At 34.0% G+C, this 17,065-nt stretch carries 10 protein-coding genes; 8 read left to right on the top strand and 2 right to left on the bottom strand.

All coding sequences use genetic code 11. The features are described 5' to 3' along the window. Positions 1-1,098: 1,098 nt before the first annotated feature. Positions 1,099-1,353, bottom strand: a complete 255-nt coding sequence (locus Cyrtocomes_RS02515; protein ID WP_322497638.1) for a hypothetical protein — start codon at positions 1,351-1,353, stop codon at positions 1,099-1,101. Between the two features lie 481 nt (positions 1,354-1,834). On the opposite strand from Cyrtocomes_RS02515, the gene murB reads away from it, so the two are divergent. From murB to Cyrtocomes_RS02480, 7 genes are all read left to right on the top strand, one after another. Further along, positions 1,835-2,737 carry a UDP-N-acetylmuramate dehydrogenase gene (gene murB / locus Cyrtocomes_RS02510; RefSeq protein ID WP_322497637.1) on the top strand — a complete coding sequence of 301 codons (903 nt, stop codon included), beginning with the start codon at positions 1,835-1,837 and terminating at the stop codon, positions 2,735-2,737. After that, complete coding sequence (gene tsaE / locus Cyrtocomes_RS02505) at positions 2,727-3,140, top strand: tRNA (adenosine(37)-N6)-threonylcarbamoyltransferase complex ATPase subunit type 1 TsaE (RefSeq protein ID WP_322497636.1); 414 nt, start codon at positions 2,727-2,729, stop codon at positions 3,138-3,140. The genes murB and tsaE overlap by 11 nt, the downstream gene beginning before the upstream one ends. A 15-nt stretch (positions 3,141-3,155) precedes the next feature. Continuing rightward, the gene (gene uvrC / locus Cyrtocomes_RS02500) at positions 3,156-4,979 is read left to right on the top strand and encodes an excinuclease ABC subunit UvrC (protein ID WP_322497635.1); all 1,824 of its coding nucleotides are present in this window, start codon (positions 3,156-3,158) and stop codon (positions 4,977-4,979) included. Positions 4,980-5,018: 39 nt separating this feature from the next. Further along, on the top strand, positions 5,019-5,567 hold the full coding sequence (gene pgsA / locus Cyrtocomes_RS02495) for a CDP-diacylglycerol--glycerol-3-phosphate 3-phosphatidyltransferase (RefSeq protein ID WP_322497634.1): 549 nt from the start codon (positions 5,019-5,021) through the stop codon (positions 5,565-5,567). Positions 5,568-5,575: 8 nt separating this feature from the next. Further along, positions 5,576-7,387, top strand: a complete 1,812-nt coding sequence (gene glmS, locus Cyrtocomes_RS02490) for a glutamine--fructose-6-phosphate transaminase (isomerizing) (protein WP_322497633.1) — start codon at positions 5,576-5,578, stop codon at positions 7,385-7,387. A gap of 1 nt (position 7,388) precedes the next feature. Next, entirely contained in the window at positions 7,389-8,780 is a 1,392-nt protein-coding gene (locus Cyrtocomes_RS02485; RefSeq protein WP_322497632.1) for a UDP-N-acetylmuramoyl-L-alanyl-D-glutamate--2,6-diaminopimelate ligase, read from the top strand. Between the two features lie 326 nt (positions 8,781-9,106). Then, on the top strand, positions 9,107-11,857 hold the full coding sequence (locus tag Cyrtocomes_RS02480) for a hypothetical protein (protein ID WP_322497631.1): 2,751 nt from the start codon (positions 9,107-9,109) through the stop codon (positions 11,855-11,857). 421 nt (positions 11,858-12,278) lie between these two features. Here the strand turns inward: Cyrtocomes_RS02480 and Cyrtocomes_RS02475 are convergent, their stop codons facing one another. Beyond that, positions 12,279-13,325, bottom strand: a complete 1,047-nt coding sequence (locus Cyrtocomes_RS02475) for a hypothetical protein (protein WP_322497630.1) — start codon at positions 13,323-13,325, stop codon at positions 12,279-12,281. Positions 13,326-13,700: 375 nt separating this feature from the next. On the opposite strand from Cyrtocomes_RS02475, the gene Cyrtocomes_RS02470 reads away from it, so the two are divergent. After that, on the top strand, positions 13,701-16,961 hold the full coding sequence (locus tag Cyrtocomes_RS02470; protein WP_322497629.1) for a TrbL/VirB6 family protein: 3,261 nt from the start codon (positions 13,701-13,703) through the stop codon (positions 16,959-16,961). The last annotated feature ends 104 nt before the right edge of the window (positions 16,962-17,065 follow it).

Genomic DNA, 17,065 nt, shown 5'->3' with positions numbered 1-17,065 from the left:
TTCGCTAAACTCAAAGAAAATCGACGCTTAGCATTACGATTTGAGAAATCCGATCTCTCTTTCCTTGCCTTTATAGCTTTAGCATCTATTAAATACAACCTTTGTTAACAGTGCCTAACAATTTGATAATTTTTATATTTTTTTACTACCATACTCTTTGTTTTGCGTTTCCCTCTGCATTACCGTCATCACCACCCATTACAAGTTCATCAGCGGAGCCGAATTCTATTATTTTATTTTCCATTTGTATTAAAATATTTAAAATTTAACTTCTCCGTCCACCGTATTGTTCATTAGTACCTTCTCCTCCCCCCATTACAAGCGCATCAGCATTGCCGAGTTCTATTATTTTGGTTTTGTTTTTCATATTGTAATTATCTTTAATAATTGCGTATCTGAATATATTGATTTTCAGCCTTACCATCACCACTCCCCATCACGAGTTCATCAGCGGAGCCAAGCTCTGTTATCATCATTTTAATCATAATTTTAACTATTAATTACAAGTTCATCAGCGGAGCCGAGTTCTATTATTTTGGTTTTGTTTTTCATATCTTCTTTTTACCTCTTGCAATTAGCATTTCTTCTTGAGGTTCGGAAAGTTTTCTGATCCGTTACCGTTTCCCCCCATTACAAGTTCATCAGCGGAGCCGAGTTCTATTATTTTGGTTTTGTTATTCATTATTTTAAATAAATTTAGTTAAATTTAGGATGGTCATTTATAACTTTATGAAGAGAATAAGTTGTCTCTCCATAATTCTCATCACTACCTATATTAAGCGCATCAGTAGAGACAAAGTAGTTCTATTATTTATTATCATGACGGCTAGCGTCGAATCTTTCCTTACGATTGGCACCATTTCCCATTACAAGTTCATCAGCGGAGCCGAGTTCTATTATTTTAGTTTTGTTTTTCATATAATACTGAATAATAAATAATTTTATATAAATAGCGATCTATTTTGAGACTGTCGTCTCATGGTTACCGTCTTGCTGCTCGGTTCTGGTAGCACCATTTCCCATTACAAGTTCATCAGCGTTGCCGAGATCTATTATTTTGGTTTTGTTTTTCATATTTATTATAGCGAATCAATTATATTATACATTTATTAGGACGCTCTTTGTTGCTTTCACTAGTCCTTCCCTGCCCCCCATCACGAGTTCATCAGCGGAGCCAAGCTCTGTTATCATCATGTTAATCATAATTTTAACTATTATATAATTTAGTTGGTTGAAGAGACATTCCTTTGTAGATTTAAGGCTAATATTTCCCTCTTCTTTTCTGCCGCCGTTCCCCATTACAAGTTTATCAGCGGAGCCGAGTTCTATTATTTTATGTTGATTTTGTACCATAATCTATAATTCACATATTTGGTTTGGAGATATTATAAGAAATATTGTTTCTTTTTGAAGCCACGTTCAGAAGCTGTTACTCTAGCGAGGATGAGAAAGGGCGCCTGCAACCAATTCGCAACCACCAGGCATAGAACCCATCACAAGTTCATCAGCGGAGCCAAGCTCTATTATTTTATTTTCCATTTGTATTAAAATATTCAAAATTTAAGTTACGTGCGTTCGTATATATATTAATATTACTATTTTTCAAGCAATTAATTTAGTCTATAATGAATAAGTAAGCATTCTAAGTAAATACTGATGCAAAATGATCTAAATATTCTGGCTCTATCTGAAGAGTAGGGGCATTACTTTATGAATGGACTGAGGGAGGCTCGATATCTTATAGCTCTTTATAATTTATTTTGATATAATCAGGGCTGGTATTTGGGCTTTGTAATATATGTACTGTTGTTTATGTTGAGTGTTATTTCATTATATGCATTCATTATATAATAACTTACCTAAAATTAGGGGGCGGTATAGATTAAATGCTGATCTTTCAAAGCTCTGTTGGTTAGGGGTTGGTGGTAGGGCGGCTGTCTTATTCGTGCCGTTGGATCTTGAAGATTTGGTATATTTCTTATCTAATAAGAGTAGTGATTTGCCAATTTTTATGCTTGGAGCTGGGTCTAATATTTTAATCAGGCATTCTGGATTTGATGGTGTTGTTATTAGATTAGGTAGGGCATTTAATTATGTTCATCATAATTCAGAAACATTAGTTGCTGGTGGCGCAACATTAGATACGAGTGTTGCTGAATATGCTATGGATAATTCCATTGCAGGTCTTGAATTTTTAAGTGGAATACCAGGTACTATTGGTGGTGCGCTTACTATGAATGCTGGTGCTTATGGCAGAGAGGTTAAGGATGTGTTGGTATCTACAAAGGTGGTTGATATTCATGGTAATATTAAGGAGTTATCCGTAGATCAAATGGGCTATAAATATAGAGAATCTGAGGTAATTAATCATATATTCATTGAAGCAGCCTTTAGTTATTCTATTGGGGATAAGAGCAGAATACAGGATGAGATGCTTAGTATTAGGCACAAAAGGGAGTCTACGCAGCCTATAAGGGCTAGAACTGCGGGCTCTACGTTTAAAAACCCTGATGCTGATATGAAGGCTTGGCAACTAATAGATCAGGCTGGTTGTAGAGGTTTTAGAGTTGGTGGTGCGGTGATGTCTGAAAAGCACTGTAATTTTATTAATTTAGAGTCCGAAGCCACGGCTTTGGATGTAGAGAAATTGGTTTTTGAGGTTCAGATGAGGGTTTTTGAGAAAAGTGGGGTACTTTTAGAGCCAGAGATAAAAATTTTAGGTCAGGATGTTATTTAAATTATATCAAGAGCATGATTTGCAAAAAGTTGCAAGATATGTGGTTGAATTATCTAAAAGTGATACAATAATCTTCTTATACGGAGATCTTGGTTCTGGAAAAACATCATTTGTAAAGTATTTTATGTGGGAGCTTGGTATGAAGTGTGCTGTAACAAGCCCAACATTTAATATAATGAATATCTATACGGCGGCATATTTTGATGTTTATCATTTTGATTTTTATAGAATCGAAGATAGAAATGAGCTCGTTAATATAGGGCTAGAGGATGCAATGAATTCAGGATTGGTTATAATAGAATGGCCACAAATTGTTCAGGAGTTTATTCATAGTTCTATAATAATAGAAATAAAGATATTGAACGAAAACCTAAGAGAGATTAGTGTTATCCATAATTATTAGGATTATTAAAGTGTTGTGGGTACAACATACGATATAGTAAGGGGTATATCAGTTTTAAAAGAAGCAAGGGCTCCGTATGCTTCCGGTGTATATAAGATGCTATCTGCTGAAGGTGAGGTTATTTATGTAGGTAAGGCCAAGGTGCTGCAAAAGCGAATAACACAGTATATTAATACGGAAAAAATGCCAAATAGGTTAAAGATAATGGTTTCTTTAATAAGGCATATTGAGTTTTTTGTTACAAATTCAGAAATTGATGCCTTAATTCTTGAGGCAAAATTAATTCGGGATATTAAGCCGAAATACAATGTATTACTAAAAGATGATAAATCATTTCCCTATATAGCAATTGATACTTCTCATCCTTTTCCGCGAATTTTAAAATATAGGGGTGGGAGGCAAAAGAATCTAGAGCTTTTTGGTCCATTTATAAGCTCGTTTCATTTAGAAGAAGTTGTTGTATTATTGCAAAAGCTTTTTTTGCTTAGAACTTGTAGTGATTCTTATTTTAAAAATAGAACTAGGCCATGTATGTTATATCAAATAAAGAAGTGTTCAGGGCCATGTGTAGGGAACGTTGATTTAAATAGGTATAACGATTCAGTCAAAGCTGCAATGAATGTACTTACTGGTAGCACCAAATCTATTCAGGCTGAGTTGTTAAAAAAAATGGAAAAGGCCTCTTTAGATCTTGAATTTGAGCGTGCCGCTGTATTGCGTGATGAGGTAGCGGCATTGAGAAAAATATCTGATAGGATAAGTGTTAAGGGAGGTGATTGTCATATTTTTGCCCTGTATCAGGGAGAGGGTAGGGGTTGTCTTCAATTTACAGAAATTATCTCTTCTAGGATACATGATTGCCATAATATGTATTTCGAAAATTCAATAGAGTATTCCGAGTTATCTAGTATTATTATCAATTTTTATAAATCAAATATTAAAAAAATAGATAATATTTTCATAAGTAGTTATTTTGAGGCGGATATTGAAAAAGAGTTTGATGTTTTAGCTACTGTATTAAAGGGTGTTTTAGGTAAAAATTGTAAAATAAGGCCTTTGAGTGAAATTCAGGATGGGGATTTAATAGAGCTAGTAAAAAATAATGTTAAAAATTCATTAGCGCTTAAAAAGGGGGCTGCGAATGAGTTAGAAAATATAGAAAAGCTTAGAAGGTTATTGCAAATACCAGGCGAGGTTAGAAGAATAGAAATATATGATAATAGCCATATATTTGGCTCTAGTGCTGTGGGTTGTATGGTTGTTGCATCGCAAAATGGTTTTGAAAAAGCAGAGTATAGGGTGTTTAAGATAGGCTCTACAGATTCTGGAGATGATATTAAAATGATGAAAGAGGTTATAAAAAGGAGATTTAATAAAGATTGGGCATTACCACAGCTCATTATAATTGATGGTGGTATAACCCAGCTAAATGCAGCTTATGCTATATTACAAGAGATTGGTATTCAAACAAGCATAATAGGTATAGCAAAGGGCAAAAAGAGAAATGCAGGTGAGGAAAAAATAGTTTTAATTGATGGCTCTGAAATAAAATTATCAAAAAGAGATTCGTTATTATTTTATTTACAGAGGCTTAGAGATGAGGCGCATAGATTTGCCATAACTACGCACAGAAAAATTAGAGATAAAAAATTCATCTCCTCAGAATTTGAAGAAATAGAGTTTATAGGGGAAAAAAGAAAGAAGATACTCCAAAGCCTTTATGGCTCTCCTAAGAGGATGTTGGGTATGAGCTTGAATGAATTAGAAAATATACCAAGTTTTGGTAAAGGGTTCGCAAAAAAATTATACGTTTATTTACAGCAAAAAAAAGATATATAAGATCTCCTAGTTAAGCTTTCTAGATTCTATTTATTTTAGATGCTACCTTCTGATCGTATACCGAATGCTTTGACAGTTCTAAGGATAGTCCTTATTCCTGTTTTGATAATTTCTTTTTATATAGATGGTGTTGTTGCGAGGTATATCTCTGTTGGTATATTTGTTGGAGCAAGCCTAACAGACTATATAGATGGTGTTTTAGCTAGAATGTGGAAGGCTGAGACCAGGTTTGGTCGGATTTTAGATCCTGTGGCAGATAAGATGCTTATAGCCTCAACTCTTTTGATGCTTGTACATAAAGATATAGCCCCAGTTGTACCTACTGTTGCAATTTTATGCAGAGAGATATTTGTTTCGGGCTTGAGGGAAAATTTAGCAGAATTCAAGATAAGTATTCCGGTGAGTAGGATGGCTAAGTTAAAAACTTTTGTTCAGATGTCTTCTATAATAATCCTTCTGTTAGGTGAAAATGTAGTAAATGCTGCTTATATATTAATAATTGGAAAGATTGGTATATGGATAGCTGCTTGCCTTACCATTATTACTGGCTATGCTTACTTAAGAGAAGGGTTTAAATATATTAGCTGATTTTTTAGATGTGCGGAATAATAGCTATAGCAGGTCAATATGCAGTTTTGAACGATGTTATAGCCTCTTTGGAGAAGCTTGAATATAGGGGGTACGATTCCGCTGGTATAGCGGCGTTTGATGGAAGGGGGATCTATGAGTGTAAATCATTGGGTCGGATAGAGAAGTTAAAGAAAAAGCTTCAAAATAAGCGGTTAAATTCTAGAACCATAATAGGGCATACAAGGTGGGCGACGCACGGCAAGGTCTCTATAGAAAATACACATCCTATTGTTAGAGCTAATATAGCTGTTGTGCATAATGGAACGATAGACAACCACTTTGAGATTAAAAAGTGGCTTTTAGATAGAGGGGTTGAGTTTTCTGGAGAGACAGATACAGAAGTTTTAGCTGCATTGATAGAATATGAGTTACAGAGTGAAGAGGGTTTATTAAGGGCGATAACCGTAGCAATAAAGAGGCTGCAGGGTAATTTTGCCTTTGCGCTTATTTCTGCACAGGAGCCTGATAAAATAGTGGTTGCTAAGAGCAATATGAACCTTGTGTTAGGGAAGGGGGGTGATTTTATGGCCGTTTCTTCAGATAGTAGTGCGCTTCCATCTGGAGTAGCTGGTATTGCTTATCTAGAGAATGAGAGTATTGCAGTTATTAGCTCCAAAGGGTTTGAAATATTTGATTTTGAAGGTAAGGTGATATCTATTGATTTAAAACAAGTAGATGATGGTGATGATGCCTTAAGATTAGGTGTTGAGGATAATATGCGAAGAGAAATAGAATCTCAGCCAGGAGTTGTCCGCGATATTATAAACTATTATATAGATAAAGAGCTAATCAAAGGTTTAGATTTTAATATATTAGATGAAATTTTTATAATTGCCTGTGGTAGTTCTTACTTTGCGGCGTTAACTGGAAAATATTGGATAGAGGAGATTGCGGGTATAAAAGTTACTGTCACCATATCATCTGAATTTAATGTAAGGCCACCAATACAAATTACAAACAATTCTGTTTATATTTTTATTTCACAATCTGGTGAGACTGCTGATACATTTTCTGCACTTAGGTATGTTAAGCAAAATAGACCTAATGCAAGAACGGTAGGGATAGTAAATAACATGCATAGCTCAATTTCCAGAAATGTTGAAAATCTTATACAAATGATGGCTGGTCGTGAAGTGGCTGTGGCTGCAACAAAGACTTTTTATTCGCAGATTACTATACTATTTCTTCTTGCGCTTAGTGCTGGTCTTGCTAGAAAATCTATAACTAGGGAGATTTATAATGATTATGTAAAGGCGATTTGTGCTGTTCCGTATTCTATGGAGTGTGTTATTGCCATGCGGGATCAAATAAATTCTATAGTTATGAAGGGTTTTTTGAAACAAAAAAGCATCCTATATTTTGGTAAGGGAATTTTATATCCTATTGTTATGGAAGGGGCGCTAAAAATAAAAGAGATAGCGTATATTCCTGCAGAGGGTATTCCATCTGGTGAATTGAAGCATGGAACTATAGCTTTGATAGATGATGATGTGATGGCGGTATCGCTTGTAAATAATGGAAAATTGTTCAAAAAAACTATAACCTCGCTTGAGGAAGTGCTAGCAAGATCTTCTAATGTTATGCTTATAACTGATAGCTTGGATTATAAAAACGATTCATGTAATTGGGTTGTCAGGTTGCCTAGTGTAGGTAACGAGCTATTAGCGCCCTTTACCTTTACTTTGGCAATGCAGCTCATTGCATATAATGCGGCCACAGCTAAGGGTTGTGATATAGATAGACCAAGGAATTTAGCTAAATCAGTTACGGTTGAATAAAGTGTGCCTAAATTTAAACCTGGTTTCTGGGTTTGCTGATGATTCGAGGAAGGTAGGTCCTGGATTTGTCTTTTTTGTTATAAATGGAAAAGTTATTAATGGAGTTGAATTTATAGATGAAGCTATACGTAATGGTGCAAGTGATATAGTTCTAGAGGAGGGTTTAGAGATTATAACAAAAGATGGTATAAATTATCATTTTGTTAAGGATGTCAGGAAGGAGTTGGCAATTTTTGCTTCGGTATTTTATAAAAGGAAGCCAAAAAACATAGTAGCGGTGACAGGTACAAATGGCAAAACGTCTACTGTAGATTTTTTTAGGCAAATTTGTATCTTGACAATGGGGGGCGGTGCTTCAATTGGTACGTTAGGGTTGAAATCCAGCGCTTATAATAAGAAAACACCGCTAACAACTCCGCCTTCAATTATCCTTAATCAAGAGCTTAATAAATTAGCTGAATCTGGCATAGAGTATGTGGCGCTTGAGGCATCTAGTCATGGGCTTGATCAAAAGAGGTTGGATGGGTTAGAGATAAGAGTTGGTGCTTTTACTAATTTTAGTTTAGATCATTTAGATTATCATTTATCATCAAGTGCATATCTTAGGGCTAAATTGAGGCTTTTTAATGAGCTTATAAATGAGACTGCTGTTATGTATGATTCTTTTGATGTGGTTGATGAGGTTATTAATGTATGCAAGGGGCGTGGTCTTCGTGTGATTCAATATGGCAAATCTAGAGGGTCTGATCTTTTTTTGGAATATGATAATTCTAATTGTTATATAACGATTTTTAATGACAAATTTCCATTTGATATAGATTTATCAGGAGATTTTCAAAAGATTAACTTAATGTGTGCAATTGCAATGGCTATTGCATGTGGGATAGATAAAAGCGATATACTGAATGTAATATCTAAAATCAAAAATGTTGATGGTAGATTCGAAAAAATTGCTACTATAAATGGTGCGGATTTTTTTGTGGATTTTGCTCATACCCCTGATGCGGTTTATACCATTCTTTCCGAGGCAAAAAAATTCTGTAATGGAAGAATAATCTCTGTAATTGGTTGTGGTGGGGATAGGGATAAAAGTAAAAGGTTAATTATGGGTAATGTATCGGCAAAATATTCAGACTTGGTAATAGTTACAGATGATAACCCAAGAAATGAGAATCCTTCCTCTATAAGGAAAGAAATAATAAGTGGAATAATTAATAGAGATTATGTAGAGATTGCGGATCGTAAGTTAGCTATTAAAGCTGCTGCCGAAATTGCAGAAGAGGGAGATGTAGTGTTTATCCTTGGTAAGGGGCATGAATGTGGGCAGATTATAAAGGGTATAGAATATGAGCATAATGATAAAGAGGAGATACTGAAAATCTTAAATTCTTAAAATACTAAGAATTACTAAGAATTACGATATTCTAATGATATACAAGGATCTTTATTCTAGTCTTGAGTTTAGCTATTAACTGGTATTTAGGTATATCATCTACCATGTTTTTAATTTATCATGTTATTTGGGTCGAGCGATAAAGATTTATAATTTTATCGTTTTTATATTTCAATATCTATGAAATGAAGCTTTTCATTGAGAATGGAAGTTTTATTTCTTGATTTATACGCTTATTAACAATAATTTGTACCTCTGTAGAGTTTTCCATTTTGATTAGTCTTTGACTAATGTTTTTTATAATAAAAAGGCTAAGTTTAGCCGCTTTGTCATTAATAATTGGTGTTAATGCATATTGTGCCGCGCCTATATCTATATTGGAGCGAAGGGATATGCGTGATTCTAAGGGAGCGGGGATAATAAATATGCAAGGGGAAAAGCTTGTGCAAGAGGAAAAGCGGGTTGTAAAAAATAAACCTTCAGTAGCAACGGTTACAACAATAAAAAAGACAAAGCAAAGACGGGCTAAAAAAGTGAATCGCGAACCTATAAATATACAGGGTAAGCAAAACACTTTTGAGAGGGTATTAACAGAAAATAGTAAGCCATTGGTTATATCTAATATAGAAAAGCCGGAAATTGTAATGCTTGAGTTAGAGGAGAATAAAAATAATACATTTCTAACCTTTTTATCTAAAGGAAATTTAAAAGCGGCATCATTTGTGAAAAATGGTAAATTAAATATAGTTTTTGATAAAAAATTGCTCTTCGATTTAGCTTATATGCCATCAAAAGGTGTTAGAGTTGGATTTGAAAATTTTGAGCAAAAATATTTATCATCTGGAGCTACACTTATTTCCATAGATGTAGACATTACTGGGAATACAGTAAGGTTTATAAAAAAGGGAACATATTGGATCTTAGAGATATATGATGATACATCATCAAGATCAGATTTTTTTTCTGACAACTTTTTACCAAAAATTGATACAAAAGATATAACAAGTAGTGTGTTTTTCATGACTGATGACGATGCTCCTATGCTTGTTGATTATAAAGATCCTAATGATGGTAGTAAATTTATATTGGTATTGTTAGGATTAGATAAAAAATCTGTAAAAGTAGAGAGGAATTTTAATAACTTTAAGCTGCATAAAACTTTTCATGGTATTGTTATAGAAAGTTTTTCAGATACGCTTGAGGTATGCAAGGGTAATAGTTATGGAAGTGTTGTTATAGATGATGTGAGTGGGTTAAATGTTGCTCCGTCTGCCCTTGCTGCTGTAGTTGGGAGCGCATCCTTGGGAGCTTTTGGGGGAGATAATTTATCAATAATAAATGCAAGTAACTATCGTAATTGGAGGAAGAGTTTTAGTCAGTCTATTAATGAATTGAATCTAGAGATTGCAAACTCAACAGCCCAGAAAAAGGAACTGCAAAAATTGAACCTAGCAATGTACTATTTCTCTAATATGTTTTATAAAGAAGCTGGGGTTATAGTGGATTCCATAATAGATAGTAACACTTTTCTTGCCGCAGATTATAGAATAAGGTTCTTTAGTGCGGTAATAGATTTTCTGAGTGGTGATTCTGCCATTGCAATGCAAAAAATACACCTGATAGATAACGATGAGATTGCACTTCAGCACATTGATGAGATAGTGTTTTGGCGTTCTATTATTGCATATAAATCTAATGATCCGTATCTTTCATTGCTTTCTCCAAATGTAATAAGAACTTTTAATAATTGGAAAACAAATTTTCTTCGTGAATATAATAAAGAGGTCGTTTTAGAACTAATTTTTATAGTATTGCAATATAAATTAGATAATAAAATAGTAGAAGATGCTGGTGTAATATTAGATATAATCCAAGGTATTGGAAAGCTAAATAGGGTAGCGGCTAATAGGCTTGATTATGATTTAGGGGTCTATAATGAATTGATAAATAATCCTAAAGATGCCGTAGCCTATTTTTCTGAATGTTCTAAAAACATCTTGGATGAGCTTCATTATTCAAGATGCAGAGTATCAAATGCGCTTCTAAAGTATAGGTTAGGGCTCATGAAAACTGAAGATGTAACGGAAGAATTGGAAAGGGCAGCATTAACCTGGAGGGGTGATGGTTTGGAGATAGACATAATTAAGGAGCTTTTTTCTATCTATGTAAAAAATGGGAAATATGCTGATGCTATGTATGTAGGGAAAAAGATAATGTTAGATCACCCAGGTACAATTGAGGCTATAAAAATGAATAATGAAGTAAGTAAGCTATATATAGGGCTCTTTTTAGAGAATAATTATAATGCTCGGTTGACTCCGCTAGATGCCCTTGAATTATTTTATGGATTTCAAGAATTTATCCCGGTTGGTGAAAGGGGTGATGAAGTAATTCTAAAAGTTGTAGATTATATGTTAGATTTAGACCTTCTGGATAAAGCGGAGGTTTTGCTTGAGCATCAGGTGGAAAATAGGTTGTACGGAATAAGGAAAGAGAGAGAATTTAATAAACTAGCTAATATTTACTTGTTGAATCAGAGGCCATATAAACTTGCTGATATATTTAAAAATATATCAAAATATGGTCTTTCAACCCATTTAGAGCTGGAGAGGAATCAAATTATAGCAAAAGCATTAATACAAACTGGGAAATATGAGGTAGCGATGAGGTTGCTAAAGTATGATTATAGTGTTGAAGCTGATGAGATTAGATCAGACTTTTATTGGTCCAATAAAGATTGGGTTATGTTTAATAAGTATTCAGAGCCACATATCTTTAATTTAAGAGAGGGAAAGGATGTAATTAGAGATAAGGACATTTTAAAAATATATAGACAATTAGTATCATATTTATTTAGTAAAAAAATCTCCATGATAGAGGATTTATACCTTGATACGAAATCAAGGTTTATAAGCGAGAATCATATGACTAAAATTATAGATTATGTATATCAGTATGCAAAATTGCATGATGGGCTTTTAACAGGTCAATTAAGTAAAATAGAAAAGCTGGCATATAATATGTATTCCATAATTAAAGAAGCTGATCAGATCTCTTTAAAAGAGGGCGCAAGATAAATAGTTTAAAAAACGTAAACTAAAGAGTGACATATGAAAAAGTTCTCTTAGATAACTTTTTGTCAAATATCACTCTCTTGTAAAAAATGCTCTTCTAGGGAGTGTGGTCACGAGGATAGAAGTACGATATAGAACTGGATAGTAATTATCTGAAGGTTTGGCGCATCGCAGGTATGATATAACAGATTAAGTGTTGCTGGAGCCGCATTTATGTATCTATAGGTTTTATTATCTAACACGTTGTGCGTCAAAATATACCTATCTAAATATCGTTTAAAAGGTGGTTATATAAGTGCAATATATAATAAAGGCATGTATTGGTGCTCATATTATAAGCACCAATAAGATATTTTAGGTTGCCAAGTAACTTAGCTGTATATGCTTAACATAAGATAGGCCCCCCCTAAGCGGCTAATTCTAGTTACTCTGCATTAGTGGCCTCTGCTCCAACCTCTAATGGTCCAACTTCGCATGCCAAAGAACTATCTATTATTTCATCACATGGAACTGTTCCTAATAGAGCTGGGTTACCTTCTAATAGAGCTGGGCCACTTTCTGTGGAATGAGTGCTATCCTCTAAGAGAGCTGGGCCACTTTCTGTGGAATGAGTGCTATCCTCTAAGAGAGCTGGGCCACTTTCTGTAATGATGAATTTCTTGAGTGCATCATGCATCTTTTGCCTCTCAGCATCATCATTTATATCAAGCTCAAAAAGAATGTCATTTATATCAGGGCTAAGAAGACCTTGGTTAATTGCATTCTTTAATTCTTCAAGGAATTTTTTTGTAATTTCTGTTTTAGTATAATTTTGCCCGTTGCTATTTTGTCCTTCTCCGTTCTCGTTGCTTTCACTACTTTGTTCTCTGAACATTCTGAGGGCTTTCACATATGGCAAAAGCTTTTCGCATAATAGGGAGAATAGCTCTGGGTGTTTTGCTTGAAATTCTTTTAGATTTTTTTCAAATTGCTCTCCTCTCTTAATAGATTCTTTCCAAAATGTTTGAAGTTGAAGTAATTTATATTCTTGTTCCATATATTGCTTTTGCTCTTTAGAAGCTTGTGCTGAATTTTCTTTAGATTTTGCTATTTCTCCTTGCGATTCTTCATATTTTTTCCCAGCGTTATCCAGTGCTTTATTAGCTTTATCCAGTTCTGCATTAGCTTTATGCAATTTTGCAGTAGTTAGATATTGCGCCGCACTAGCCGTACATTGCGCCGCACTAGCCGTACATTGCGCTGCATTGGTATTGAATTTTTGTATATTAGCTAAATGTTGTGCTTTACGATGTATAAGGGTTGTTCTCTCAAAATCCATACCAAATTTAAAGAGCAGCTCACCATAGATAGAAGCAAGCTGTTGTGCTAATTCGCGAGAAATTTGATCGCCATTACCATATAACGCATATGCACGTGCCGCTAGTATAACATAAGTGATTTGTTTATCTGTATAATCTGTAAGAAGAGGCATGGAGTTACGAAAAAGATTTTAAGATGAGGGAATTTTATACATAATCATGCCCCGCATCAAGCTATATCCATTTGTTTATTATGGGAAAATAAGCTGTATATGTGTAGTATATGGCGAAAAATCTAAGGGCTGATGCTGAATTATGAGATTAAGTGATCTGTGAGAAATACTAAATTTGATAATAAGAGAAATGTGTTTAGGAATAGTTAATTTTATAGAAATTTATATTTCTTTTTAAGAAACTATGTAATTCATTGATTTTTAGATTTTTTATATTTTAAATATAAAGCTAATTATAATTAATTCTTTCTCTTATAATTTGCTTTTGTGCATAGGATTTTGCTCTTTTTAATATTGATGTTATGCACATCCTTTGTGTTTGGGGCAGAGGATTTCTATGCAAAGTGTGTAAAGCCTGGGGATATAACTGATAAGGAGACGCAAATGGTTACTTTATCCCCTATAAACTATAACTGTCATAAGCTCTGTGAAAAGGAATGTCAGGCATTTTCTAGAAAAGTTAAAAAACCCGGTATAAGCGAAGATAATGAAGGTGTTGAGCTTAATGATGATGTAATAAGGGATTGCTCTTATGTATGTAGAAGAGGGGAGATATTTACAGCCTATATAAGGGAGGGTGAATATGAGGAGGGTAAGAGTTTTCCAACAATATTTAGAAATGTTGAAGCAAGAACTGGCGCCGCATGCATAAAAGATAAGGAGGTTATGCGGAATAACGCTATTAAAACAAGGTTTAATATTACAGGTGATACAGAATTTACAATAAATCTATCTGGTCTTTCAGAAAGCAGAAATAAGATATACATGTGCGGTAGGAAGAGCTTAAAGCTCTCACCTACTTTTCCAAATATAAGGATACACGATAAAAATATAACAAAAGACGACTGGAATTCTGAAAAAAAGCCACAAAATGAATGGACTGCTGAGATTGAGAATCAGTGCCTTGCTAATGTAAATCTTGAAGATGTTAGTAATAAAGATCTTTGGATTAATAGTCTTAAAACACATGGTACATGTAGTTGGAATGCAAAAAATAACAAATTTATCGATACTGGAATCTCTTTAATGAATGGGGATGAGTTATTTATATCGTGGTTTGGTGATTATTCATATTCGCGAAATGAAAGTGGTAGGCTATTGAATAGGGAGGAGTTAATTAAATGTATCATTACACAACCAGAGCCGCCACAAGAGGATAAAGAGAAAAAGAAGGAAACAAAAGAAGAAGAAGAAAAAAGAAAGAAGAGGCAGGTGACGTGCAGAAATACATGGAAGAATGCTAGTACACTCTTGATCAAAAATTTTGACCCAGGGCGAGAAAACTTTCAGCTTGTTGGGGAGAATGCACGGTTTCCTGGTGTATTGCCTGAAAATGAAATAATTCAACTGCAGTCAATATTTTTTATGCCAATAAATCCAATCACGGAAGAGATCAATATTCCTGATAGGAGATATATATATGAATGGCACGGGTTGACTGGTAAAGTGAGTGACCCGGGATTCAAGCTCGCCAGAAGGACATTTCTTAATCTTTGTGCAGAGCAGTCTCCGCATTCATATAAGCTACCATTTTGCTTTTATATAGAGAAATATGGGATGGGTGAGTATGCCTTCCGTGGTGAACTTAAGGATTTTAGTAAAATTAGAGAACCATTATTTATAAGGCCTTTTGCATATCAGATTCCTGATAAATTTTCTATACCTGAGATATATAAGGAGAGAGAAAAGTCATTTGAGGGATTGTTACGTGAGTTTTTTGAAAAATTGACAATTTTTTACTCATGTATAGAAGAAGGTTGGGTGTTATTTCCATGTGATTATGCCAGTACTTTTAGTGCTTTTTTAAATGTTTTAGATAGAATTGATGCATTTTTTAGATCATCTTTTAATTCAAATATTGATAGATATAAAAGCCTTGAAATTGAAACAATAAAAAACTTTTATTCTAAAAATTTCAAAGAAGCATATAAAGCCGTTAGAGAGTTTCATAATAAGGGATGCGCAAAACAATGTAGCCCTCAAGACATAATGGACTTAAAAGAAACAATAAAAAAATCATTAGCTGATATTAATAAAATTAGAAATTTAATTTCTATAGATAATATAATTAGCAATAGCTTGGAAGAGCAGATGGGAAGTAGTGCTGGTGGTTATGAGGTTAATATAGAATGGGGAGGGTGCCCATTTTCTAATGGTGAGAGAATACAATATGCTGTTGTTCCAGATAGTAGATTGATTGGAGAAAAAAAATTGATACCAGATGGTGATTGGAGAGATTTAGATGCATATATTATTCAAAAAGGAGACAAGCTAAAAATAAATTCTTATCAAAATGGATATCTTTATTTCAGGATAAAACCATTTACAGAGGCAAATATTCCAAGTGGTATTAACCCTATATATGAAGATCTATATCTTGATAATTTAAATCATTTTGGGCAGTATAATATATCCATCCAAAAAGAAAATGATAAAAAATTTAGTGTACTAGGTGGTGCAATAAATTACATCTTAAAATCTGTAATAGAAACACTTTTTGGCAAATATGATGCAATTGATAAAATTCCAAAAAATGGTGGTGCTTTATATAAAATATATGATGGCGTTACAAAAAATGCGCAATTCATCAGGGGGGTGCAGGTATTATTATCGCTTTATGTCATAATTACTGCCCTTACTTATTTAATAGGAATAACATCAGTAAGTAGAGAAGATTTAATCAAAAGGTTAATCAAAATCGCATTTGTCACAATTGTAATATCTCCAGGAAGTTGGCAGTTTATTAATAACTTTCTGATACCAATGTTTGTCTTTGGGACCCTTGAAATAATGGGGTACATGATATCGGCATCAGATGTATTATCACTGCTACATATAACACCAGAGGCAATTAAAAATGACCCGCTAATTGTAACAGGGTTTCTGGATGCACCTGTTCTGATCATGATATCATCAACTTTATGGAAAAAGATAGTTGCAATGATATTTGGTGGCTTATATGGGTTCTTGGTAGCGGGGACTATAATAATAACAATGTTTTACTACTTAGGTGCAATATTAAAGGCCGCCGTTTCTTATATATTTGCACTAATCATTACTAGTATGCTATTAGTTATATCACCAATTGTATTACCATTAATATTATTTCAACAAACCAAACCTATATTTGATAGTTGGTTTAAGCAGCTTATTTCAACAGCCTTGCAGCCTATTATAGTATTTATAGGGCTAGCATTGTTCAATATAGTGATAATAACGTTATTACAAATAGTCTTTAGTTTTGCTGCATGTGAGACTTGTCTATTAGGTATAGATCTCAGCCCATTATACAAGGATTGCTGGATACCAGGGTACGTCCTCATTGGTTACAGTCACTTTCCGCCTGATGCAGGTGGGCCTTTTATGGTTTCTAGCCAGTCATTCATAATAGCTCTTTCTTTCTTTATGATAGGGCATATGGCATTTACTTTGCCGGAAATGTTTATCAGAGTTATAGGTACCATAGTAACTGGTAGCCCAATACGTGTTGCAACTACTGAGGGGCCTGTTGCTGCCTTTGGTGAGATGCTTCAAGGCGGTGCTAATTATGTTACTGGCGGGGTTAGGCACTGTTAACAAAGGTTGTATTTAATAGATGCTAAAGCTATAAAGGCAAGGAAAGAGAGATCGGATTTCTCAAATCGTAATGCTAAGCGTCGATTTTCTTTGAGTTTAGCGAA

Source organism: Candidatus Cyrtobacter comes (assembly GCF_034470605.1).
GTDB classification, from domain to species: domain Bacteria; phylum Pseudomonadota; class Alphaproteobacteria; order Rickettsiales; family Midichloriaceae; genus Cyrtobacter; species Cyrtobacter comes.
Note: the sequence above shows the minus strand (reverse complement) of the source record. Positions and strands in the feature narration are given on the sequence as shown.

What these genes read in the sequence shown, in the direction of transcription:
- Cyrtocomes_RS02515 (WP_322497638.1), bottom strand. Translation starts at nt 1,353, where the DNA reads ATGGTACAAAATCAACATAAAATAATAGAACTCGGCTCCGCTGATAAA.
- glmS (WP_322497633.1), top strand. Translation starts at nt 5,576, where the DNA reads ATGTGCGGAATAATAGCTATAGCAGGTCAATATGCAGTTTTGAACGAT.
- pgsA (WP_322497634.1), top strand. Translation starts at nt 5,019, where the DNA reads ATGCTACCTTCTGATCGTATACCGAATGCTTTGACAGTTCTAAGGATA.
- tsaE (WP_322497636.1), top strand. Translation starts at nt 2,727, where the DNA reads ATGTTATTTAAATTATATCAAGAGCATGATTTGCAAAAAGTTGCAAGA.
- murB (WP_322497637.1), top strand. Translation starts at nt 1,835, where the DNA reads ATGCATTCATTATATAATAACTTACCTAAAATTAGGGGGCGGTATAGA.
- Cyrtocomes_RS02475 (WP_322497630.1), bottom strand. Translation starts at nt 13,325, where the DNA reads ATGCCTCTTCTTACAGATTATACAGATAAACAAATCACTTATGTTATA.